General features: G+C 37.8%; 22 protein-coding genes. 19 read left to right on the forward strand and 3 right to left on the reverse strand.

Annotated elements, in window-relative coordinates; genetic code table 11:
* Positions 1-12 precede the first annotated feature (12 nt).
* Positions 13-2,271, forward strand: coding sequence for a DNA helicase PcrA (pcrA, locus tag PYW42_RS02860; protein WP_002363179.1), 2,259 nt, complete (start codon positions 13-15; stop codon positions 2,269-2,271).
* Between the two features lie 125 nt (positions 2,272-2,396).
* Positions 2,397-4,427, forward strand: a complete 2,031-nt coding sequence (gene ligA / locus PYW42_RS02865; protein ID WP_002389576.1) for an NAD-dependent DNA ligase LigA — start codon at positions 2,397-2,399, stop codon at positions 4,425-4,427.
* Here the strand turns inward: ligA and PYW42_RS14130 are convergent.
* Entirely contained in the window at positions 4,424-4,639 is a 216-nt protein-coding gene (locus tag PYW42_RS14130; RefSeq protein ID WP_002409587.1) for a hypothetical protein, read from the reverse strand. The genes ligA and PYW42_RS14130 overlap by 4 nt on opposite strands.
* Between PYW42_RS14130 and PYW42_RS02870 the strand changes: the two genes are divergently transcribed.
* From PYW42_RS02870 to PYW42_RS02905, 8 genes are all read left to right on the forward strand, one after another.
* Positions 4,605-4,691, forward strand: coding sequence for a hypothetical protein (locus PYW42_RS02870; RefSeq protein WP_306294811.1), 87 nt, complete (start codon positions 4,605-4,607; stop codon positions 4,689-4,691). The genes PYW42_RS14130 and PYW42_RS02870 overlap by 35 nt on opposite strands.
* A gap of 317 nt (positions 4,692-5,008) precedes the next feature.
* Positions 5,009-5,314 carry an Asp-tRNA(Asn)/Glu-tRNA(Gln) amidotransferase subunit GatC gene (gene gatC, locus PYW42_RS02875; RefSeq protein ID WP_002355569.1) on the forward strand — a complete coding sequence of 102 codons (306 nt, stop codon included), beginning with the start codon at positions 5,009-5,011 and terminating at the stop codon, positions 5,312-5,314.
* Complete coding sequence (gatA, locus tag PYW42_RS02880; protein WP_002368026.1) at positions 5,314-6,783, forward strand: Asp-tRNA(Asn)/Glu-tRNA(Gln) amidotransferase subunit GatA; 1,470 nt, start codon at positions 5,314-5,316, stop codon at positions 6,781-6,783. The genes gatC and gatA overlap by 1 nt, the downstream gene beginning before the upstream one ends.
* Complete coding sequence (gatB, locus tag PYW42_RS02885) at positions 6,783-8,213, forward strand: Asp-tRNA(Asn)/Glu-tRNA(Gln) amidotransferase subunit GatB (protein ID WP_002358703.1); 1,431 nt, start codon at positions 6,783-6,785, stop codon at positions 8,211-8,213. The genes gatA and gatB overlap by 1 nt, the downstream gene beginning before the upstream one ends.
* A gap of 18 nt (positions 8,214-8,231) precedes the next feature.
* The gene (locus tag PYW42_RS02890) at positions 8,232-9,320 is read left to right on the forward strand and encodes a diacylglycerol kinase (RefSeq protein ID WP_002355572.1); all 1,089 of its coding nucleotides are present in this window, start codon (positions 8,232-8,234) and stop codon (positions 9,318-9,320) included.
* A gap of 199 nt (positions 9,321-9,519) precedes the next feature.
* The gene (gene rlmD / locus PYW42_RS02895) at positions 9,520-10,893 is read left to right on the forward strand and encodes a 23S rRNA (uracil(1939)-C(5))-methyltransferase RlmD (protein ID WP_002389529.1); all 1,374 of its coding nucleotides are present in this window, start codon (positions 9,520-9,522) and stop codon (positions 10,891-10,893) included.
* Positions 10,894-11,022 (forward strand): hypothetical protein, encoded by a 129-nt coding sequence (locus PYW42_RS02900; RefSeq protein ID WP_002355577.1) that lies wholly within the window; start codon positions 10,894-10,896, stop codon positions 11,020-11,022.
* Positions 11,023-11,161: 139 nt separating this feature from the next.
* Entirely contained in the window at positions 11,162-11,479 is a 318-nt protein-coding gene (locus tag PYW42_RS02905) for a thioredoxin family protein (RefSeq protein WP_002355583.1), read from the forward strand.
* 42 nt (positions 11,480-11,521) lie between these two features.
* On the opposite strand, the gene PYW42_RS02910 is transcribed toward PYW42_RS02905, so the two are convergent.
* Positions 11,522-12,367, reverse strand: coding sequence for a helix-turn-helix domain-containing protein (locus PYW42_RS02910; protein WP_002409589.1), 846 nt, complete (start codon positions 12,365-12,367; stop codon positions 11,522-11,524).
* A gap of 398 nt (positions 12,368-12,765) precedes the next feature.
* Here PYW42_RS02910 and ptcA point away from each other — a divergent pair, with 398 nt between their 5' ends.
* From ptcA to PYW42_RS02955, 9 genes are all read left to right on the forward strand, one after another.
* A complete protein-coding gene (gene ptcA, locus PYW42_RS02915; protein WP_010816094.1) occupies positions 12,766-13,785 on the forward strand; it encodes a putrescine carbamoyltransferase in 1,020 nt (339 codons plus the stop codon).
* A gap of 66 nt (positions 13,786-13,851) precedes the next feature.
* Positions 13,852-15,228, forward strand: a complete 1,377-nt coding sequence (locus PYW42_RS02920; protein ID WP_002355588.1) for an APC family permease — start codon at positions 13,852-13,854, stop codon at positions 15,226-15,228.
* Positions 15,221-16,318, forward strand: a complete 1,098-nt coding sequence (gene aguA / locus PYW42_RS02925) for an agmatine deiminase (protein ID WP_002389693.1) — start codon at positions 15,221-15,223, stop codon at positions 16,316-16,318. The genes PYW42_RS02920 and aguA overlap by 8 nt, the downstream gene beginning before the upstream one ends.
* 11 nt (positions 16,319-16,329) lie before the next feature.
* Positions 16,330-17,259, forward strand: a complete 930-nt coding sequence (gene arcC / locus PYW42_RS02930) for a carbamate kinase (protein WP_002389597.1) — start codon at positions 16,330-16,332, stop codon at positions 17,257-17,259.
* A gap of 196 nt (positions 17,260-17,455) precedes the next feature.
* Positions 17,456-19,042, forward strand: coding sequence for an amidase family protein (locus tag PYW42_RS02935; RefSeq protein WP_002409591.1), 1,587 nt, complete (start codon positions 17,456-17,458; stop codon positions 19,040-19,042).
* Between the two features lie 554 nt (positions 19,043-19,596).
* Complete coding sequence (gene pnuC, locus PYW42_RS02940) at positions 19,597-20,295, forward strand: nicotinamide riboside transporter PnuC (protein WP_002364798.1); 699 nt, start codon at positions 19,597-19,599, stop codon at positions 20,293-20,295.
* 8 nt (positions 20,296-20,303) lie between these two features.
* Positions 20,304-20,948 carry a deoxynucleoside kinase gene (locus tag PYW42_RS02945; protein WP_002355594.1) on the forward strand — a complete coding sequence of 215 codons (645 nt, stop codon included), beginning with the start codon at positions 20,304-20,306 and terminating at the stop codon, positions 20,946-20,948.
* A 349-nt stretch (positions 20,949-21,297) separates the two neighbouring features.
* Entirely contained in the window at positions 21,298-21,729 is a 432-nt protein-coding gene (locus PYW42_RS02950) for a hypothetical protein (RefSeq protein ID WP_002409592.1), read from the forward strand.
* Between the two features lie 112 nt (positions 21,730-21,841).
* Positions 21,842-22,228 carry a DUF1149 family protein gene (locus tag PYW42_RS02955; protein ID WP_002358717.1) on the forward strand — a complete coding sequence of 129 codons (387 nt, stop codon included), beginning with the start codon at positions 21,842-21,844 and terminating at the stop codon, positions 22,226-22,228.
* Between the two features lie 46 nt (positions 22,229-22,274).
* On the opposite strand, the gene PYW42_RS02960 is transcribed toward PYW42_RS02955, so the two are convergent.
* Positions 22,275-22,610: a hypothetical protein gene (locus PYW42_RS02960; RefSeq protein WP_002389613.1), complete on the reverse strand. Its 336-nt coding sequence runs from the start codon at positions 22,608-22,610 to the stop codon at positions 22,275-22,277.
* Positions 22,611-22,636: the final 26 nt, after the last annotated feature.

Genomic DNA, 22,636 nt, shown 5'->3' on the forward strand with positions numbered 1-22,636 from the left:
AGGACGTTTAATATGACACAAAAACATGCCTTGGTTCAGGGAATGAATCCTCGACAAGAAGAAGCCGTTTTGCATACAGAAGGACCACTGTTAGTCATGGCTGGTGCTGGTAGTGGAAAAACGCGGGTTTTAACACACCGAATTGCCTATCTAATTGAGGAAAAAGAAGTAAATCCATGGAATATTTTGGCGATTACGTTTACCAATAAAGCTGCTAAAGAAATGAAAGAGCGTGTAAATAAATTACTGGAAACGGGTGGCGAAGATGTATGGGTCTCCACTTTTCACTCCATGTGTGTAAGAATTTTACGTCGTGATGTGGATCAGATTGGTTACAACCGTAATTTTACAATTATTGACCCATCGGAACAAAAAACATTAATGAAACGCATCTTAAACGACTTAAATATTGATTCAAAAAAATATGATCCTCGCTCAATTTTAGGTACGATTAGCAATGCCAAAAATGAATTACAAACGCCTGAAAAAGTTGCTGAAATGCAAGGTTCCTTATATGAAGAAATTGTCGCAAAATGCTATGAAGCCTATCAAAAAGAATTACGCAAAAACCAATGTATGGATTTTGATGATTTGATTATGAATACGATTCGTTTATTCAATGAACAACCAGATACGTTGGCGTTCTACCAAAATAAATTTCACTATATTCATGTGGATGAATACCAAGATACCAATCATGCACAATATACCTTAGTCAATTTATTGGCTGCACGTTTCAAAAATCTGTGTGTCGTAGGTGATGCCGACCAAAGTATCTATGGTTGGCGCGGGGCGGATATGCAAAATATCTTGGATTTTGAAAAAGATTATCCAGATGCCAGTGTAATTTTGCTAGAACAAAATTATCGGTCCACCAAAAACATTTTGGCGGCTGCGAATGATGTCATCAAAAATAACCGTAACCGCCGCGAGAAAGAACTGTGGACAGAAAATATAGACGGTGAAAAAATTGTCTATTATCGCGGGGACACAGAACGGGATGAAACACAATTTATTGTGAGCCAAATCCAAAAAGAAATGCGGGAAAATGACCGAATTTATGGTGATTTTGCGGTATTATATCGGACCAATGCCCAATCCCGTGTAGTGGAAGAAATGCTCTTGAAATCTAATATTCCGTATACCATGGTGGGCGGACATAAATTCTACGACCGTAAAGAAATTAAAGATATTTTGGCTTATTTAAGTTTGATTGCCAATCCAGATGATTCGATCAGCTTTGAACGAATTGTCAATGAACCAAAACGAGGAATCGGTAAAAGTTCAATTGAAAAATTACGGCTATTTGCGGATACGCATGGTTGGGCTTTGCTGGAAGCTGCCCAAAATGTTGATTTGGCAAATATTTCAGGAAAAGCGGGTAAAGAGCTTGGTAATTTTGGCATGATGATTCAAGACTTAACGAAAACAGTGCCCTATTTAACGATTACAGAATTGGTGAAAGAAACTTTACAACGTAGTGGTTATCGGGAAGCTTTGATGGCGCAAAATAATTTAGAGTCTCAAGCTCGCTTAGAAAACTTAGACGAATTTTTATCTGTGACACAAGAATTTGATAAACGTTTTGAAGCGCAAAATAACGACGATCCAAATGGCGAAGAAACAAAATTGGCGGATTTCTTAACAGATTTAGCCTTGGTTTCTGATTTAGATAATTTAGAAGAGAGCTCTTCACAAGTAACCTTAATGACGTTGCATGCGGCCAAAGGGCTGGAATTTCCAGTGGTCTTTTTAATGGGCTTAGAAGAAGGGGTTTTCCCATTATCACGTGCCATGCTAGAAGAAAGTGAACTGGAAGAAGAACGGCGCTTGGCTTATGTTGGTATCACACGAGCGGAAGAAGCCTTGTTCTTAACGAATGCTTATTCGAGAACATTATATGGTCGCACGCAATATAATCGACCAAGTCGCTTTTTAGAAGAAATTGAGGCGGAGCGTTTAATGAAACAAGGGGCGGCAGCCAATTTACAGAAAGCTCCAGCGCGCACCTTTGATCCTAAAGTATTTAAGCCCAGCGCAAGTAAACCAGCTTATACACAGCCAGCTACAAAATCAGTTAGCAACAAAGTGGCAAGTGGTGGCGAAAAAGTTTCTTGGCAAGCAGGTGATAAGGTCCAACATAAAGCATGGGGCGTTGGTACAGTCGTTCGTGTAGGCGGTTCGGCCAAAGACTTAGAGTTGGACATTGCTTTCCCTGAAAAAGGCATAAAACGGTTGTTAGCGGCATTTGCACCAATTGAAAAAATTTAACATGCAAAATAGGTCAGCGATTTAATGAGAAATCATCATTAGATAAATTCTTTTTATTTTCTATCTTAGTGTAAATGTGTTAAAAAGACGATAAGAGCATTACACTTATGAGGAGGAGTTCTACGATGGAACAACAACCATTAACATTAACGGCGGCGACAACTCGTGCGCAAGAATTAAGAAAACAACTCAATCAATATTCCCATGAATATTATGTCAAAGATCAACCATCCGTAGAAGATTATGTTTACGATCGTTTGTATAAAGAGTTAGTCGATATTGAAACGGAGTTTCCTGATTTAATCACGCCAGATTCGCCGACACAACGTGTAGGTGGCAAAGTTTTATCTGGTTTTGAAAAAGCTCCGCATGACATTCCAATGTATAGTTTAAATGATGGGTTTAGCAAGGAAGACATTTTTGCTTTTGATGAACGTGTTCGTAAGGCGATTGGTAAACCCGTTGCTTACTGTTGTGAGTTAAAAATTGATGGGTTAGCAATTTCATTACGTTATGAAAACGGGGTGTTTGTACGCGGAGCAACACGAGGCGATGGAACGGTTGGTGAAAACATTACAGAGAACTTACGAACGGTTCGCTCTGTGCCAATGCGTTTAACGGAGCCCATTTCAGTGGAAGTTCGTGGCGAGTGCTACATGCCTAAACAATCCTTTGTCGCATTGAATGAAGAACGTGAAGAAAATGGCCAAGATATTTTTGCCAATCCTCGGAATGCAGCGGCGGGAAGCTTGCGCCAATTAGATACAAAAATTGTGGCGAAACGGAACTTAAATACGTTTTTATACACAGTTGCTGACTTTGGGCCAATGAAAGCGAAGACGCAGTTTGAGGCATTAGAAGAGCTTTCTGCAATTGGTTTTAGAACCAATCCCGAACGGCAATTATGTCAGTCAATTGATGAAGTCTGGTCCTACATTGAAGAATACCATGAAAAGCGGAGCACTTTGCCATACGAAATCGATGGAATTGTGATTAAAGTGAACGAATTTGCGTTGCAAGATGAATTAGGTTTCACTGTCAAAGCACCTCGCTGGGCGATTGCCTACAAATTTCCACCAGAAGAAGCAGAAACAGTAGTGGAAGATATTGAATGGACAATTGGGCGCACGGGGGTGGTCACTCCTACTGCAGTCATGGCTCCTGTACGAGTCGCGGGAACCACGGTTAGTCGGGCAAGTTTGCATAATGCAGATTTTATTCAAATGAAAGATATCCGTTTAAATGATCATGTTATTATTTACAAAGCCGGCGATATTATCCCAGAAGTAGCGCAAGTCCTAGTTGAAAAACGTGCAGCCGATAGTCAGCCTTATGAAATGCCGACACATTGTCCAATTTGTCATAGTGAGTTGGTGCATTTAGATGAGGAAGTGGCGTTACGTTGTATTAATCCAAAATGCCCTGCGCAAATTAAAGAAGGGCTGAATCACTTTGTCTCACGAAATGCAATGAACATTGATGGCTTGGGGCCAAGAGTGTTAGCACAAATGTATGACAAAGGATTAGTGAAAGACGTAGCGGATCTGTATTTCTTAACAGAAGAACAATTAATGACTTTGGATAAAATCAAAGAAAAATCAGCAAACAACATTTATACTGCCATTCAAGGGAGTAAAGAAAACTCTGTCGAACGTTTGATTTTTGGCTTAGGGATTCGCCATGTGGGTGCGAAAGCGGCGAAAATTTTAGCGGAGCATTTTGGTGATTTACCAACCTTAAGTCGTGCAACTGCGGAAGAAATTGTGGCTTTGGATTCAATTGGCGAAACAATCGCAGACAGCGTTGTGACGTATTTTGAAAATGAGGAAGTTCATGAATTAATGGCTGAACTAGAAAAAGCCCAAGTGAACTTGACATATAAAGGTCTCCGGACAGAACAATTAGCAGAAGTGGAGTCACCTTTCAAAGACAAAACAGTTGTTTTAACAGGAAAATTAACGCAGTACACTCGCGAAGAAGCCAAAGAAAAAATTGAAAATCTTGGTGGAAAAGTTACAGGGAGCGTTTCGAAAAAAACTGACATTGTGGTTGCTGGCGAAGATGCTGGCAGTAAATTAACCAAAGCTGAAAGCTTAGGCGTGACCGTTTGGAATGAACAAGAAATGGTCGATGCGTTAGATGCAAGTCATTTTTAAGAAGAAAAATTAACGTTGTCAGATTTTATGTAGTAATTTGATGGTATACTTATTTTAGTCATAAAAGTTATATGAACGAGGACTTTCTGAGTTGAGAAAGGAGGTTGATGCTTATGCGCAATTCTTCTTACTTTAACGAAAGGAGCAATGTTGTTGTCCGTTGAAGCAGCGCTAGGACTGATGATTAGTTTTGCAATACTTGTTGTGACCATTATCTTCGGTATCTTAGCGCTTGTCTTAGACAACAAAAATAACCGTTCATAAGCTTTGAGGAGCTGAACGGTTAAGCGTTTGAAATAAAACCAATAACTCAGTAAGCCGCTAGTTCTTATAACTAGTAGTGGCTATTAGAGAGGTATGTTCCTGCATATCTCTCTTTTCATTTTCATAATAACATATTTCCGTCATTTTTGCGAGCGACAAATTATCAATGAAATTCAAGGTTTCATCTAAAATATCCGACCATTTTATGGTAGAATAGGAACAGAGTGAACAGCTGTGCTAAGCTGTTTAAAGAAATACAATCCAATTGATTAATCTGAAAATGAAAATTTCAGTAAATGATAGAAAGAAGGGTATCTATGGCAATTACAGAAGAACAAGTCAAACATGTCGCTAAATTATCAAAATTATCTTTCTCCGAAGAAGAATTAGCGGACTTTACCAATCAACTAGATAAAATTATTGATATGGTGGAATTACTAGAAGAAGTAGATACAACAGGGGTTCCTTTTACTTCAAATGTGAATGAATCAATCAATGTCATGCGTGAAGACGTAGCGACACCAGGAATGGACCGTAAAGAATTAATGCGGAATGTTCCGGAATCAGAGAATGGTTACATTAAAGTGCCTGCAATTATGGATAACGGGGAGGCAGGAGCCTAATGGAAAAATTATACGACAAATCGTTAACAGAGTTACATGATTTATTGGTTTCAAAAGAAATCACAGCAGTTGATTTAACCGAAGAAACATTAAATCGTATTCAAGATACAGAAGAACAACTAGGTTCTTTTATCACAGTTAGTGAAGAAAAAGCAATGGCATTAGCCAAAGCGATTGACTTAAAAGGCATCACTGAAAGTAATCCATTAGCTGGGATTCCAATTGGGATTAAAGACAACATTGTCACAAAAGATATTTTAACAACAGCTGGCTCAAAAATGTTACACAATTTTGACCCAATTTATGATGCGACCGTGATGGATAAAGTCTATCAAGCGGATATGATTCCTGTCGGAAAATTGAACATGGATGAATTTGCCATGGGCGGAAGTACGGAAACGTCTTACTTTAAGAAAACAAAAAATGCTTGGGATCAAACCAAAGTTCCTGGCGGTTCTTCTGGTGGTTCAGCTTCTGCTGTCGCAGCCGGACAAGTCCCAGTTTCTTTAGGGAGCGATACAGGTGGCAGTATCCGCCAACCAGCCGCATTCAACGGTATTGTGGGCTTGAAACCAACATATGGACGTGTGTCTCGTTTTGGTTTGATTGCTTTTGCTTCAAGTTTAGACCAAATTGGTCCATTGACACGAAACGTTAAAGACAATGCCTTAGCTTTAAATGCAATTAGTGGTTATGACGAAAAAGACGGCACTTCTGCAGGCGTTTCTGTTCCTGATTTTACGGCAGATTTAACTGGCGACATCAAAGGCATGAAAATTGCTTTACCAAAAGAATACTTAGGTGAAGGGGTACAACCTGATGTTCGTGAAGCGGTATTAAAAGCAGCAGAAACATTTAAATCTTTAGGCGCAACGGTGGAAGAAGTTAGTTTGCCACATTCTAAATACGGCGTAGCGGTTTATTATATTATTGCCTCTTCAGAAGCAAGTTCAAACTTACAACGCTTTGATGGTATTCGTTATGGTTACCGTTCCGAAAATGTCCAAAATCTAGAAGATGTCTATGTTAATTCACGTTCTGAAGGTTTCGGAACAGAAGTTAAACGTCGGATTATGTTAGGAACCTTCTCTTTAAGTGCTGGTTATTATGATGCGCACTTTAAAAAGGCTGGTCAAGTCCGTACACTAATCAAACAAGATTTTGAGAATGTCTTTGCGGATTATGACTTAATCATTGGCCCATCCACACCAACAGTTGCCTTTGGTCTAGGGGAAAACATCAATGATCCAATCACAATGTATATGAATGATATTTTAACCATTCCTGTCAACTTAGCTGGGTTACCAGGCATGTCCATTCCAGCAGGCTTCTCAGAAGGCTTGCCAGTTGGTTTACAAATTATTGGAAAACATTTTGACGAACATACAATGTATAAAGCAGCCTATGCTTTTGAACAAGCGACAGATTTCCATACGAAAAAACCAGTCATTTTAGGGGGGAACGATTAATGAACTTTGAAACTGTCATTGGATTAGAAGTCCACGTAGAATTGAAAACCAACTCTAAAATTTTCTCCTCTGCGCCAGCGCATTTCGGAGCAGAACCAAACAGCAACACAAATGTGGTTGACTGGAGTTACCCAGGTGTTTTGCCTGTCATGAATAAAGGTGCCTTAGAATTTGGCATGAAAGCAGCACTTGCCTTGAACTGTGAAATTTCAAAAGAAACACATTTTGACCGTAAAAACTATTTTTACCCAGATAACCCGAAAGCATACCAAATTTCTCAATTTGATCAACCAATCGGACATGATGGTTGGATTGAAATTGAAGTCGAAGGCAAAAAGAAAAAAATCCGGATTGAACGGGTGCATTTAGAAGAAGATGCTGGGAAAAATATTCACGGCACAGATGGCTATTCTTATGTAGACTTGAATCGTCAAGGCACGCCTTTAATTGAAATCGTTTCTGAAGCAGACATGCGTTCACCAGAAGAAGCGTATGCTTACTTAGAAGCGTTGCGTTCAATTATCCAATTTACAGAAGTTTCTGATGTGAAAATGGAAGAAGGTTCTATGCGTTGTGATGCCAATATTTCTTTACGTCCGTATGGTCAAGAAGAATTTGGTACTAAAGCGGAATTAAAGAACTTGAACTCTATGAACTTTGTAAAAAAAGGTTTAGCTTATGAAGAAAAACGCCAAGCCAAAGTCCTATTATCTGGTGGCGAAATTCAACAAGAAACACGCCGCTTTGATGAAGCAACTAGTACAACGTTGCTTATGCGTGTTAAAGAAGGCTCAAGTGACTACCGTTACTTCCCAGAGCCAGATGTTCCTCGTTTTTCAATTGATGATGAATGGATTGAAAAAGTTCGCGCTAGTTTGCCAGAAATGCCAGCCTCACGTCGTGCCCGTTATATCAGTGAATTAGGTTTACCTGAATACGACGCAATGGTCTTGACTTTAACGAAAGAAATGTCAGATTTCTTTGAAGCAACTTTAGCAAACGGTGCAGATGCGAAACAAGCATCAAACTGGTTAATGGGCGAAGTTTCTGCTTACTTAAACAGTGAAAAAGTTGAATTAGCCGATACTAAACTAACACCAGAAAATCTAGCGGGTATGATTACTTTGATTAACGATGGCACAATCAGCTCGAAAATTGCGAAGAAAGTGTTCAAAGAGTTAATTGAAAACGGTGGAGACGCTAAAGAAGTTGTCGAAGCAAAAGGTTTGGTTCAATTATCTGATCCAGCGCAATTATTACCAATGATTAACGAAGTTTTAGACAACAACCAACAATCAATTGATGACTTTAAAAACGGAAAAGACCGTGCAGTTGGTTTCCTTGTTGGACAAATTATGAAAGCAACTCGTGGACAAGCAAACCCAGGTGTGGTTAACAAGTTATTGCAAGAAGAGCTTTCAAAACGATAAGAAAGTAGCAGGCAAACCATGAAAAAAGCTAGAGTGATTTATAATCCAACGTCAGGAAAAGAGTTAATCAAAAAGAACTTAGCCGATATTTTATCTATTTTAGAAGAATGTGGTTATGAAGCCAGTGCATTTGCGACCACACCAGAAGAAAATTCAGCACGCAATGAAGCACATCGTGCTGCGCGTGCAGGATTTGATTTACTAGTAGCAGCAGGTGGAGATGGGACCATTAATGAAGTCGTGAATGGGATTGCTCCGTTGAAGCGGCGCCCTAAAATGGCTATTATTCCTGCTGGAACGACGAATGACTATGCACGGGCATTGAAGATTCCTCGTGATAATATCGTTAAGGCAGCAGAAGTGATTAAAAAAAATCAAACTGTCAAAATGGATATTGGCCAAGCCGGCAAAAATTACTTTATCAATATTGCGGCGGGTGGTCATTTAACGGAACTGACGTATGAAGTTCCATCAGAGTTGAAAAGCATTTTTGGTTACTTAGCGTACTTAGCCAAAGGAGCCGAAATGTTGCCACGAGTGAAGCCGATTAAAATGCGCATGACGTATGATGAAGGTGTGTACGAAGGCAATGCATCAATGTTTTTCCTAGGGCTGACTAACTCGGTGGGTGGTTTTGAGCAAATCGTACCAGATGCTAAATTAGACGATGGTAAGTTTTCATTAATCATTGTAAAAACAGCCAATATTTTTGAGATTCTTCATTTAGTTGCGTTAATGTTAAATGGTGGAAAGCATGTTGAAGATCATCGACTAATCTATACAAAGACCAGCTATTTACATGCAGAAACGTTAGAAAAGAACAATAAAATGATGATTAATTTAGATGGTGAATATGGAGGCGATGCTCCAATGACCTTTAAAAATATGCATCAACACATTGAAATTTTTGCAAATGGTGATGCACTGCCGTCCAATGCGATTATGGGTTCTGTCTTAACTGGTAGCGATGAGATTGTCGTAGAATCAGAAGACGAAGAGGAAGAAGCATATAACGAAGCCAGCAAAGAATTTGTCAAAGAAGTTGAACGACTAACAGACGAAGATATTGATGGCGATGGAAAGATTGCTGAAAAAGAAAAGCACTAAGTAGTCCGTGAATAGCTAATGAAAGATTTAGTTGATAAGATCTTTCATTGGCTATTTTTTGACTAAGGGAAAGGGTCTTATTCTTTTATTTACCTAAAAAGCTCAAACGGAATTGCTAAATCTCCATGAAAATTCGTTGTTGCTTTTCTTAGGTATTTTCATTAGAATGAGTGAAGTGTATAAAAAGAAGGAGCGACTTATGAAAAATTATCCAGTAAAGAAAAATGACGTCATTGAAGTAGAAATCATTGACTTGACGCATGAAGGTTTAGGCGTGGCAAAAGTGGACCATTATCCATTGTTTATTGAAAATGCCTTACCAGGTGAAAAACTTGAAATCAAAGTCTTAAAAACAGGAAAAAGTTTTGGTTATGGGAAAGTATTGACTGTCCTAAAAAGCAGTGAACAGCGTGTGCCCGTGAAAGATGAAAACTTTACAAAAGTCGGGATTAGTCCGTTGCAACATTTAGCGTACGGCGCCCAACTATCATTTAAAACGCAACAAGTCGAAAATGTTATGCAACGTGTCGCTAAATTGCCAGAAGTCCCTGTTTTACCAACAATTGGGATGAACGATCCGTGGCATTACCGGAACAAAGCACAAATTCCCGTGCGTAAAATTGACAACCAACTACAAACAGGTTTTTTCCGGAAAAATAGCCATGATTTAATTCCGATGGAACATTTCTATATTCAAGACCCAGAAATTGATGCAGCAATTGTTAAAATCCGTGACATTATGCGTAAATATAGCGTAAAACCTTATAACGAATCTGATAATTCAGGGAACTTACGCCATATTGTCGTTCGTCGTGGCTACCATACTGGGGAGATGATGGTTGTTCTAATTACGAGAACACCGAAATTATTCCCAATTAGTAAAATTGTGCCAGATATTTTGGAAGCTATTCCGGAAGTAGTCAGCATTGTACAAAATGTAAATCCAAAACGAACCAATGTCATTTTTGGCGACGAAACCATCTTATTACATGGGTCTGAAAAAATTACAGATACTATTTTTGATTTGAAATTTGAAATTTCCGCGCGTTCATTTTATCAAGTAAATCCACAACAAACAGAAGTGATGTATCAAAAAGTTAAAGAGTATGCGGCTTTAACAGGCAATGAAATTGTGGTGGATGCCTATTGCGGGATTGGGACGATTGGCTTAAATTTAGCCCAAGATGCAAAGCAAGTTTACGGTATTGAAGTAATTGAAGAAGCGGTCAAAGATGCAGAAAATAATGCTAAATTAAACAACATTGAGAATGCCACTTTCACGGCTGGTTTAGCGGAAGAATTATTGCCAAAATTAGTTGAAAATGGCTTGCAACCAGATGTTGTGGTGGTGGATCCACCACGGAAAGGGTTAGATGGTCAATTAGTAAACACATTAATTGAAACGCAACCTGAACGAATTGTTTATGTCAGCTGTAATCCAGCCACACTCGCTCGCGACATTGCATTATTAACAGAAGGTGGCTATGAAGCAAAAGAAATTCAACCAGTGGATAATTTCCCACAAACGACCCACATTGAATCTGTCACGTTATTAACAAAGGCGGTGGATTAAATGAATGAAAAAGAAAAAATGTTAGAATTAATTAAAAAGAAACAAGGTGGTGGCCGTTCTAAAAAAATGGAAACTCCCAAAAATGATCGTAAAAACATGCGCAAAGGGCCTAAAATTTTTAATAAATAAGCGGTTATCAGTAAAAAGTTGCCGCCCATTAATGAAATGGGCGACAACTTTTTTGTTAAAGCATTCCTAGCCAAACAAATAAGTTGTTATTTTGCTAGTAAATCTGTTATTTTAGACAAAAGACAAGGAGGGCTATTCAGTGGAATATGTAACAACATTAGAAGAATTAGAAGAAAAAATTACAGACAATCGTCTACAAGCCGTCTTTTTGACAGCAAAAAATTGTAGTGTTTGTACAGTTGATAAACCGATTGTCGAAAAAATTGCAACAAAATATGAATTTCCTACATACATTGCAGAAGCTGATAAAAGTCCAGAAATAATTGGACAATTAAATGCTTTTTCTGCACCGACCATTATCTTATACTATGAAGGAAAAGAAATTCATCGCCAAGCTAAAATTATTAACTTTCAAGAAATTGAAAAGAGAGTTCGACAAGTACAAGAAAATAGTTAATCAAAAAGGAAGCCACCGATCACGGAGAGGCTTCCTTTTTAATTATCTCGCTAAATGTTCAGTTTGTTGTTGAGAAAAAAGTTGATAACTGACAAAAACTTCTGCTCTTTTGTTTACTTCTAATTTAACGAAAATATTGTGGATATGTGTTTTTACTGTCCCGATTGATAGGAATAGTTCGTTGGCTATATCTTGATTTGTTTTGCACTCTAAAAGTAACGAAAGCACTTCTCGTTCTCGCTGCGTTAATTGATAGGCATCACAAAAAGGCGCCAAAAGTACGGGTTCATCTGATTGATTTTCTTCCAATTTAGCAGCGTCTTTTTCAAGAACCGACAGAGTAAAATCACGATTACAGAAGTAGATAATGGCGATCGAGAGAATGATTGTATAAATATCTTCAGAAACGTTTCGGTTGTTAATTTTAAAGACAATATCAGAATATTGGTCAATGTTAAAAATAACGAAGGTATCTTCCAAAAGAATCGCCACACCGAAACCAATGCTTAGCCAACCAATAAAACGAAGATATTTTTTCGCAAGGGCTGATAAAGGATCTATTCGTAGTTGATAGAGCGCATAGCATCCAAGGTAAATTAAAAATAGCTGATTGGGTAAATAGTACAACCAAACTTTTAAGGCGGAATTTTGTGAAAATGGAATAGCTAGCATCCATAAACCAATTAAAAATAACCAGACAAATTGATAATTTTTAAAAGGACGACCACTAATAGTATTGATAATAGCCAGATAGGCAAAATTACAACAAATAAAAATGATGGTCTTTAAAAAAGGTGCGGTCATAAAGGTCTGATTATATTCGTTTGCAAACGAATTAATGAACTCAGTCATATAAACAATCACATTGTCACAAATAAAAATAACCATTAAAAAGAGAAGCAATAAAAAAATCGGTTGTTTATTTTTCAAGTAAAGATTTAAGGTAAAGGTTGAAGTAAACGAATATAAAATAATCAACAAGATGTTATAAATAAAAACAAATGTCACGATTGGAAACCCCTTTCATCTTTTATTTTAAGTGAATGATTTTTCAAAATAATTATACCATTTTCAAATCTATGATTGGTCAGAAATTAGAGAGAAATCCGCCTAAACTTTTATAAACCCCTGGTGTACCAACGGTTTATAACCATAAATAAACTTTTTTTACTGAAAAATCACGCCAAAAAAGAAAGCGTTTTCTAACTTTTGGCGGATAGTAAACTCTTCGCTAAACTTGGTAAAGTCAATGTGTAAACAAAAACAACTTTTAGGAGGAACACATCATGAAAAGAGATTACGTTACAACAGAAACATATACGAAAGAGGAAATGCACTACTTAGTCGATTTATCATTAAAAATTAAAGAAGCGATTAAAAATGGGTATTATCCGCAACTGTTAAAAAACAAATCTTTAGGAATGATTTTCCAACAATCTTCAACTCGAACACGAGTATCTTTTGAAACTGCAATGGAACAATTAGGTGGACATGGCGAATATTTAGCACCTGGTCAAATTCAATTAGGGGGACATGAAACGATTGAAGATACCAGCCGTGTATTGTCACGTTTAGTAGATATTTTGATGGCTCGTGTGGAACGTCACCATAGTATTGTTGATTTAGCTAATTGTGCTACCATCCCAGTCATTAACGGTATGTCTGATTACAATCATCCAACCCAAGAATTAGGTGATTTGTGTACCATGGTTGAGCATTTACCAGAAGGCAAAAAATTAGAAGATTGTAAAGTTATCTTTGTCGGAGATGCAACACAAGTTTGTTTTTCTTTAGGATTAATCACAACAAAAATGGGCATGAATTTTGTTCACTTCGGTCCAGAAGGTTTCCAATTAAATGAAGAGCATCAAGCGAAATTAGCAAAAAATTGTGAAGTTTCAGGCGGTAGCTTTTTGGTCACAGATGATGCAAGTTCTGTTGAAGGCGCTGATTTCTTGTACACGGATGTTTGGTATGGCTTGTACGAAGCGGAATTATCTGAAGAAGAACGTATGAAGGTTTTCTATCCAAAATATCAAGTGAATCAAGAAATGATGGATCGGGCAGGTGCCAATTGTAAATTCATGCACTGTTTACCAGCAACACGTGGGGAAGAAGTAACTGATGAAGTAATTGACGGTAAAAATTCTATTTGTTTCGATGAAGCAGAAAACCGTTTAACATCTATTCGTGGCTTATTAGTATATCTTATGAATGATTATGAAGCAAAAAATCCTTATGATTTAATCAAGCAAGCAGAAGCGAAAAAAGAACTAGAAGTTTTCTTAGACACTCAAAGCATTTAACGGCCAACTGTCCACTGATTGAAAAAATGAATCAGTGGACAGTTTATAAAGAGAGGAAGAGTCTTCATGGAGGGGAAAAAGAAATTTAGTTTAACGAGTGCCATTTTATCAGTCATCTGTGTGGTTTTCGTTGCTGAAGCAGCGGCGCCTGTTGCTGCAATTGGTAATTCTCAGTTTTTTTGGTGGATTTTCTTATTAATTGCATTCCTATTGCCATATGGGTTAATTTCATCAGAATTAGGAACAACTTATATTGGTGAAGGGGGCATCTATGATTGGGTGACCAAAGCATATGGTCATCGTTGGGGTGCCAGAGTTTCTTGGTATTATTGGATTAATTATCCATTGTGGCTAGCTTCATTAGCCGTTATGACGCCAGAACTATTAACGACAATTACAGGTATTAAGTTTTCAACACCGATGATGATTATTGTTGAATTAATTTTTACTTGGATTGTGGTTTGGATTAGTTTTTATCCAGTCAGCGACAGTATCTGGATTCTAAATGGAGCTGCCGTAATCAAGATGGTTTTAGCAGTCTTAATTGGTGGGCTAGGATTGTATGTAGCCTTGACGAAAGGTGTTGCCAATGAATTTACCTTGAAATCAATGCTGCCAACGTTTGACTTAAGGAGTTTATCTTTTATTTCTGTAATCATTTTTAATTTGTTAGGGTTTGAAGTCATCTGTACGTTTGCAGATGATATGGAAAATCCTAAGAAGCAAATTCCACAAGCTATTGTAGCAGCGGGGTTAGTCATTGCGGCCATTTATATTTTTTCAGCCTTTGGAATTGGGGTAGCGATTCCCACCGATCAAATTAGTACCGGCAGTGGTATGATGGATAGCTTTAAACTATTGACAGGCTCGACAGAAGGTTGGTTCATTATGTTGATGGCTTTCCTATTCCTTCTTACGTTGTTCGGCAACATGATTTCTTGGTCATTAGGAGTCAATAATACAGCTTGTTATGCTGCTGAGAATGGTGACATGCCTAAATTTTTTGAAAAACGTAGTAAGAAAAATGACATGCCAATTGGGGCTGCTTTGATGAATGGCATTGTGGCATCGGTGGTCATTGTATTAGCACCAATTTTACCTAATCAAGATTTATTCTGGGCCTTTTTCTCCTTGAATGTCGTCCTATTCTTGTTATCGTATATCCCAGTTTTCCCAGCTTTTTATAAGCTTAGAAAAATTGATCCCGATACACCACGTCCGTTTAAAGTTAACGGAAAACCAGGATTTTTAAAAGTTTTAGTGGTTTTGCCAATGATTATGATTATTATTTCACTGATTTTCACAGCAGTGCCTTTAGATTTTAGTCCCGCAGCATTAAATGAAAAATTACCAATCACAATTGGGGCAATCATTTTTATTCTGTTTGGTGAAGTAATTATTTACGTGAAAAAAATTAAGAAGGGAACGAAAGAAAATGGCTAAACGAATTGTAGGAAGTACCCCTAAACAAGATGGCTTTAGAATGCCAGGAGAATTTGAACCACAAGAGAAAGTTTGGATGATTTGGCCAGAAAGACCGGATAATTGGCGCGATGGTGGTAAACCTGTCCAAGAAGCTTTTACTAATGTGGCCAAAGCAATTAGTCAATTTACACCGATGAATGTGGTGGTTTCTCAACAACAATTTCAAAATTGCCGTCGCCAATTACCGCCAGAAATTACGGTTTATGAAATGTCAAACAATGATGCCTGGGTCCGTGATTGTGGACCATCATTTGTCATTAACGACCATGGAGAAATCCGTGGTGTGGATTGGACATTCAATGCTTGGGGGGGATTAGTAGATGGTTTATATTTCCCTTGGGACCAAGACGATTTGGTTGCACAAAAAATTTGTGAAATTGAGCATGTAGATTCTTATCGTACAGATGATTTTGTTTTAGAAGGCGGTTCATTCCACGTAGATGGACAAGGAACAGTCTTGACTACAGAAATGTGCTTATTAAGTGAAGGTCGAAATCCACAACTTTCAAAAGAAGCAATCGAACAAAAATTATGCGACTATTTAAATGTTGAAAAAGTTCTTTGGCTAGGTGATGGAATTGACCCAGAAGAAACTAATGGTCACGTGGATGATGTAGCTTGTTTTATTGCACCTAGTGAAGTGGCTTGTATTTACACCGAAGATCAAAATAGCCCATTTTATGAAGCGGCACAAGATGCGTATCAACGTTTGCTTAAAATGACTGATGCTAAAGGACGCCAATTAAAAGTCCACAAATTATGCTGTCCTGTCAAAAATGTAACCATTAAAGGCTCCTTCAAAATTGATTTCGTGGAAGGAACCATGCCACGAGAAGAAGGCGATATTTGTATCGCATCCTATATGAACTTTTTAATTACAAATGATGGCGTGATTGTGCCACAGTATGGTGATGAAAATGATTGTTTGGCTTTAGAGCAAGTTCAAACAATGTTCCCAGATAAAAAAATTGTCGGCGTTAATACGGTAGAAGTTGTTTATGGGGGCGGCAATATTCACTGTATCACACAACAAGAACCAAAGCGCTAGGAGGGAAACAGATGTCAAAAATAGTGATTGCATTAGGTGGAAATGCGTTAGGAAATTCTTCGAAAGAACAATTGGCAAAAGCACAAACCGCTGCAAAATCCATTGTTGATTTAATTGAACAAGGCCATCAAGTGGTGATTGCTCATGGCAACGGGCCACAAGTTGGCAAAATTCGCTTAGCTTTTGAGGAAACGAGTCAATCTCCAGAAGATGTCGTGCCGTTTCCTGAATGCACAGCAATGAGCCAAGGCTATATTGGCTATCATTTACAACAAGCAATTGATGAAGAACTAGTAGCCAGAAATTTAGGGGAACAACCAGTTGTTACGTTAATTACACAAGTCGTGGTGGATCCAAAAGACCCAGCGTTTACAAAACCAACAAAACCAATTGGTGGTTATTATGACGAAGAAACAGCCAAACAGTTGATGGCGGAAACTGGGAACGTCTATCAAGAAGATGCGGGTCGAGGCTGGCGACGGGTAGTTCCTTCACCAAAACCAATTGATATTTACGAAAAAGTTAGCTTGCGAACACTTGTTGATGCAGAACAGATCGTAATTGCTTGTGGTGGTGGCGGGGTTCCTATTGCCTATGATGGTCCAGTCTATCATGGTGTAGATGCAGTCATTGATAAAGACTTTGCGGCAGCAAAAATGGCTGAACTCATTGAAGCAGATGTTTTTGTGGTATTAACTGCAGTGGAACATGTTTTTGTTAACTTTGGTCAAGCAAATCAACAAGCTTTGACCGATGTTACGGTTACGGCAATGCAACAATATATAGAAGAAAATCAATTTGCGCCAGGTAGTATGTTACCTAAGGTGGAAGCGGCCATCAGTTTTGCAGAAAGTAAACCAAACCGCCAGTCGATTATCGGGCTTTTAGAATTAGCTTCGGAAGCAATCAAAGGAGAAAGTGGTACACGAATTACACAATAAATTCTCAGTATTTAACTTTCACAAAAGACTAAAACAAACGCATTTAGCGGACTATCTTAATCGTTAGAGAGTAGGACATCGGTCGTTTTGACGGATGTCCTACTCTCTATTTTGTCTTTTTAACGAACAAAACTGTTAGTTGTCATGCAAAAATAAACATAGTAAGATAATCTTTAAATGGTATAGGAGGATAAAAATGTCTAAATTTTTAAAAGTAATCGGAATAATTGCTGTTTTGTTAGTCATAATAGGCGCTGCAGCTTATTGGTTTATACTCAAAAAGTTCACTCCTGAGGCAGAAACCCCAGCAATGTACAATCAAGAGAGAATCGTTAAAACGATTGAAGACCAATTAAAAGAAACAGATGTACAAAAAGCTCGTACCAAAGCACCGTTGATTATTGAAAAAAATATCACTGAATTACAGCAAGCGATTGCCGACGGAGCATTGACCTATGAAGAACTTACGGCGTTTTATTTGGACCGTATTTTACAGTTCGATCAAATAGATAATGGCATGAACAGCATCTCTGAAATCAATCCGCAAGCAATTAAGGAAGCCAAGGCATTTGACCAGCAAGCCTCTCAAACACCGAAGAAGCCTTTGTATGGTATTCCTGTGACTTTGAAAGAAAATATAAATACGACCAACATGATTTCGAGTGCAGGAGCGTATGCCTTACGCACGTTCAAGCCTAAGGAAGATGCGGAAGTAGTTAAGAAGTTAACAGAGGCGCAAACTTTGATTTTAGGAAAAGTAAACTTATCTGAACTAGCGAATTATATGTCAATGAAAGCACCAAGTGGCTATAGTTCCAAACATGGACAAACACTTAATCCTTATGGGCCACTCAAAATAACACCTTCAGGTTCAAGTTCTGGGAGTGCGGCTAGTGTGACGATGAATATCGGCGCCTTCTCTTTAGGCACTGAGACGATGGGATCGATTGTTTCCCCCGCTTCTCATCAATCAGTGGTTGGTTTTAAACCGACCCACAGTTCAGTAAGTGGCGAAGGTGTTTTGCCATTGGCACCGTCATTAGATACAGTTGGCCCGATTGCCCGAAGTGTCGTTGATGTTGCGCAAGGCTATAATGCGTTTAAGAAAGACACGGTTCCGAGCATTGATTCAACGAAATTTACTAAAAATAACTTACAAGGTCAACGCATTGGGTTGCTAGAAATGCCAAGTGCTGAAGAAGAATTTGCGACTGCTAAAAAGGCCATCCAAAAAGCTGGAGCAGAAGTGATTCCGTTAACACCAGACATGGAAGGGATTGATGGCGGGAAAGTTATTTCCAATGAATTTAAGTTTGCATTGGAAGAATTTGCGAAACGTTATGACTTACCATTTAAAACACTGGAGGAACTAATTGCGTATAATCAACAAGATAAAAAGGTTCGTGCCAAGTATGGGCAAGATTTATTAGAAGCAGATGTTAAAAAGAAACAACCAGATAAAGAAATCATTCAAACAACCATTAAAAAAGCACAGCAAACGTTTGATGCGTTGCTAAAAAAACAACAATTAGACGGATATGCCTTTATTGATTCTGAAGGTACGGGTTTAAGTGCTGTGGCAGGATATCCTGAATTGACTGTTCCTTTGGCGAAAAACAGTGAAGGACAACCTTATGGGCTGACTTTTACACAAACTGCCAATAAAGAGCAAACGTTATTTAAGCAAGCTTACAGCTTTGAACAAAGTACAAAAGGACGGATAGTACTTTCAGACAACGAGCTGTTGGCAAACAGTAAAAAAATAAATAGAGATGAGCAGTAAAGGGAAACTAGGAATGGCGAAACATCCGTATCAAACCTAATAAAGATAATCGACCTACAAATGAAAGGAATTGTTTGTAGGTCGATTATTTAGGTGAGTCGTTTTTTTTGCTTTTTTAGGCGAATGTTTTCATGTAATAAGTTAATAAGTGGCCAGATTCGAGAAATAAGGCCATCAATTTTTAAGCATTTCAATAAAAAGAGTGAACGATGGCTGTGTTTGAAGTATAAATATGTGCGGTTGCTTCCGCTTTCACAACATTAATTTGGAGCGCTACCGTCGTAAAGGGTTCTGCTGCAGGAATTATTAGATGGAAACAAATCCATGAATACATAGAAGATTAAAACAAGATGAAGAAAATATTGTGGCAATAAAGGATATCAGAAAGCTTGCGTAATAACTATATGTAGTGTTTTGATATTTTTCGAATCAATATATAGTATTAAAATCTTCTTTTTATTCCGAAATCTGATTGACTTGTTTTTTAAAACGGAGTACTCTTATTGAGACGTCAACAGAGAAAAGTTTGGTTTTAGGAAGGTCGGAAATTTGTCGTGAATAAGAATTTTTTGGTGAATGATTTTAAAGGTTGGGAAACGAGAAGTTACTTGTTTTTAGCTTTGATGGTGGGGGTACAGTTGGTTGCGTTCGCTATCAATCCATCGAATTGGATTACGTTAGTAGGTGGTTTAGCCGGCATCATTTGTGTGAATTTAATTGCCCAAGGAAAAGTCAGCAATTACATTTTTGGGTTAATCAGTGCAGTGATTATTGGCTATTTTGGGTTAGTGACACGGGTATATGCGGAAGTTCTTTTACAAAGCTTCTATATTATTATGGACATTACAGGGCTTTATGCTTGGCTTCGGGCTAGCGAGGATGGCTCGGGTCAAGTAACCGAAGTAAAAGTTTTAAAAGGTATTCAGTGGTTGTATGCCTTTTTCACGTGGCTGCTCATTGGCGTAGCTGCATATATTTTGTTAGGCTTTGTAAATGATGCGCAACAAACATTAGATGCAATCACGTTCAGTGTTTCAGCGACAGGGATGTTATTGATGATTAAACGTTATCAATCGCAATTCGTGTTTTGGCTACTAGGAAATATTTTTTCAATTTTGTTATGGTTCCGAGCAGGGACGCACGCTGGTGGTGATTATGCGATATTTGTTATGTATTGTATGTATACTTTTAACTCAATTTTTGGTATGTTTAATTGGTTGAAGATAAAAAATAAAATGGAAAAAAATAGGTAGGGAGTTCGATGGCAGTGATTGTTTTAGCAGGTACGATTGGCGCTGGTAAATCTAGTTTAACAGCTTTAATTGCAAACCGTTTAGGTTCAGAAGCCTTTTACGAATCAGTTGATGATAATGAGGTATTACCTTTATTTTATGCGGAACCGGAAAAGTACGCATTTTTATTACAAATTTATTTTTTAAATAAACGTTTTGATAGTATTAAACAAGCATTAACGCATGAAAATAATGTATTGGATCGCTCGATTTATGAAGATTCATTACTTTTTCATTTAAATGCAGATTTAGGTCGTGCCAACGAAACAGAGGTCAAAGTGTACGATGACTTATTACAAAACATGCTCCAAGAATTGCCTTATGCTGCGCATAAAAAAAGACCTGATTTGTTAGTTCACATTCGTATTTCATTTCCCAAAATGTTGGAACGCATCAAAAAACGTGGCCGTCCTTATGAACAAATTGAGACAGATCCAACGTTGTATGATTACTATCAAATGTTGAACGAGCGTTATGATCAATGGTACGAAGACTATGATGAAAGTCCTAAAATTCAAATTGATGGCGATAAATATGATTTTGTCGAAGATCCTGAAGCGTGTCAATATGTCTTGGCGTTAATTGAGAAGAAAATTGAAGAATTAGAAAGATAAATAAAAAGAAGCAAGTCCGGACTTGCTTCTTTTTGACTTAAAATGTGGATAGATAGGCTAAAGTTGCTACTAAATAAAGGAGTGTAGTGCTAAATTATAGAATCGGATTTTAACCTTCCCCTAAGTTAAAATCGGATAATCTATCCATCGACAGTTTAAGTTTGTATAAAATAGCGGTAGCTATTATCAACGAAGTCATTCATCGGTTGACCTGACTTCTCTAGAAGTATACCATCGAAAATAACCAACAGTTGTTCAAAATTTGGACTTAGTAAGTGTAAATTTTGATTGAAAGTTTCTGTAAATCAATCATTTATTCAAAAAATAATGCTCGAAAGAAGGAAGATAAATGGGCCAAATTTGGTTTGAACGCATTCTACGTTGGCGCAAAAAAGCGCAACGATTTTTACAAGGACGTTATGCCCGGTTCGATGAATTGAATCGAACGCTGTTGCTAACAAGTGTCGTGCTGGCGCTCATCAATATTTTTACTGGCTATCTTTGGGTTCGGTTATTGATTTTAATCACAGTAGCCTACGTGTGTTATCGCTTTTTTTCAAAACATATTCACCCGCGATTGAATGAAAATCAACGGTTTATTCTTCGAAAACAACGCCTAATGCAAAAGGTTCATGCTTTTCGCAAGCGACACCTGACTCAGAAAGGATATCGTTATTTTAAATGTCCAAAATGTCAGCAGTCATTACGTGCGCCGAAAGGACGAGGAACAATCAAAGTCACTTGTTCAAACTGCCAAAATCAATTTATCAAAAAAGTCTGACCTTCTGTGTTTTTTGGTCTAGGCAACTTTCGGACTTGTGGTATACTTGAGAAAAGAAACCATTGGATATTCTAAAAGGGGAATATCTTGTTAAAAAAGGAGAGAAAAAACAATGGAAATTAAACGCCAACAAGAAATTGTTGAAGCGTATCACTATGATATGCGAGTACCTGATTCAGAAGTAGAGACAGATTTACGTGTCAGTTTTTCACCAATTGAAGTAGAAGAAGAAAATTATCCAGAAAATAGCTCAGCACTTGTTGCTCGCTTAGAATTTCGAATTGTCTTTGACGAATTTGTTTTATCAGGGGCGATTAGCCAAATTAATCACATTATTGATCGTAAAATTGAAAAACAAGAAGATATTTCGCAAGAAGAAGTCGATGAACTTGTGCGTCCTTTATTTAGCATCGTCGAACGTTTATCTTATGAAGTAACTGAAATTGCTCTGGATCGTCCAGGTGTTCAATTGAATTTTCAACAATCAGAAGAAGCTTAAACTTTAAAAACAGCGTTTGTAACGGATTCCGTTACAAACGCTGTTTTTATTCTTGTGAAGATTTAGCAACCAAAGCTTTTTTAAACTGTTCATAATTTTTTGTAGCGATATCCACATAAGTAATCGGCTGACCAACTTTGGTGATTTTTTCGGGAAGATAGGGAGCGAGCATTTCATTGTACAAAATGAACGCAGCTTCTGGTACTTCCTCTGAAAGAACATCATAACTGATAAAGTCAATTTCATAGGTTGGTTGAAAAAAGGCTTTGATGTTTTGCTGCTCTTTATTTGAAAAGAGCCAAGGACCTCCATTTGCAGGGCTCCCAACATACAACATTGCTCCATCACGGTTGACAGAAAGGATCCAACAAATTTTTTGCATACGCTTACACCTCCTAGAACTAAGTA

It is taken from the genome of Enterococcus faecalis, assembly GCF_029024925.1.
In the GTDB taxonomy this organism is placed as follows: Bacteria; Bacillota; Bacilli; order Lactobacillales; family Enterococcaceae; genus Enterococcus; species Enterococcus faecalis.

What these genes read in the sequence shown, in the direction of transcription:
- arcC (WP_002389597.1), top strand. Translation starts at nt 16,330, where the DNA reads ATGTCAAAAATAGTGATTGCATTAGGTGGAAATGCGTTAGGAAATTCT.
- PYW42_RS02910 (WP_002409589.1), bottom strand. Translation starts at nt 12,367, where the DNA reads ATGGTTATTTTTATTTGTGACAATGTGATTGTTTATATGACTGAGTTC.
- PYW42_RS02950 (WP_002409592.1), top strand. Translation starts at nt 21,298, where the DNA reads ATGGGCCAAATTTGGTTTGAACGCATTCTACGTTGGCGCAAAAAAGCG.
- pcrA (WP_002363179.1), top strand. Translation starts at nt 13, where the DNA reads ATGACACAAAAACATGCCTTGGTTCAGGGAATGAATCCTCGACAAGAA.
- ptcA (WP_010816094.1), top strand. Translation starts at nt 12,766, where the DNA reads ATGAAAAGAGATTACGTTACAACAGAAACATATACGAAAGAGGAAATG.
- PYW42_RS02890 (WP_002355572.1), top strand. Translation starts at nt 8,232, where the DNA reads ATGAAAAAAGCTAGAGTGATTTATAATCCAACGTCAGGAAAAGAGTTA.
- PYW42_RS02955 (WP_002358717.1), top strand. Translation starts at nt 21,842, where the DNA reads ATGGAAATTAAACGCCAACAAGAAATTGTTGAAGCGTATCACTATGAT.
- PYW42_RS02900 (WP_002355577.1), top strand. Translation starts at nt 10,894, where the DNA reads ATGAATGAAAAAGAAAAAATGTTAGAATTAATTAAAAAGAAACAAGGT.
- PYW42_RS02920 (WP_002355588.1), top strand. Translation starts at nt 13,852, where the DNA reads ATGGAGGGGAAAAAGAAATTTAGTTTAACGAGTGCCATTTTATCAGTC.
- gatC (WP_002355569.1), top strand. Translation starts at nt 5,009, where the DNA reads ATGGCAATTACAGAAGAACAAGTCAAACATGTCGCTAAATTATCAAAA.
- PYW42_RS02935 (WP_002409591.1), top strand. Translation starts at nt 17,456, where the DNA reads ATGTCTAAATTTTTAAAAGTAATCGGAATAATTGCTGTTTTGTTAGTC.
- PYW42_RS14130 (WP_002409587.1), bottom strand. Translation starts at nt 4,639, where the DNA reads ATGGTCACAACAAGTATTGCAAAACTAATCATCAGTCCTAGCGCTGCT.
- PYW42_RS02945 (WP_002355594.1), top strand. Translation starts at nt 20,304, where the DNA reads ATGGCAGTGATTGTTTTAGCAGGTACGATTGGCGCTGGTAAATCTAGT.
- aguA (WP_002389693.1), top strand. Translation starts at nt 15,221, where the DNA reads ATGGCTAAACGAATTGTAGGAAGTACCCCTAAACAAGATGGCTTTAGA.
- rlmD (WP_002389529.1), top strand. Translation starts at nt 9,520, where the DNA reads ATGAAAAATTATCCAGTAAAGAAAAATGACGTCATTGAAGTAGAAATC.
- gatB (WP_002358703.1), top strand. Translation starts at nt 6,783, where the DNA reads ATGAACTTTGAAACTGTCATTGGATTAGAAGTCCACGTAGAATTGAAA.
- PYW42_RS02960 (WP_002389613.1), bottom strand. Translation starts at nt 22,610, where the DNA reads ATGCAAAAAATTTGTTGGATCCTTTCTGTCAACCGTGATGGAGCAATG.
- gatA (WP_002368026.1), top strand. Translation starts at nt 5,314, where the DNA reads ATGGAAAAATTATACGACAAATCGTTAACAGAGTTACATGATTTATTG.
- ligA (WP_002389576.1), top strand. Translation starts at nt 2,397, where the DNA reads ATGGAACAACAACCATTAACATTAACGGCGGCGACAACTCGTGCGCAA.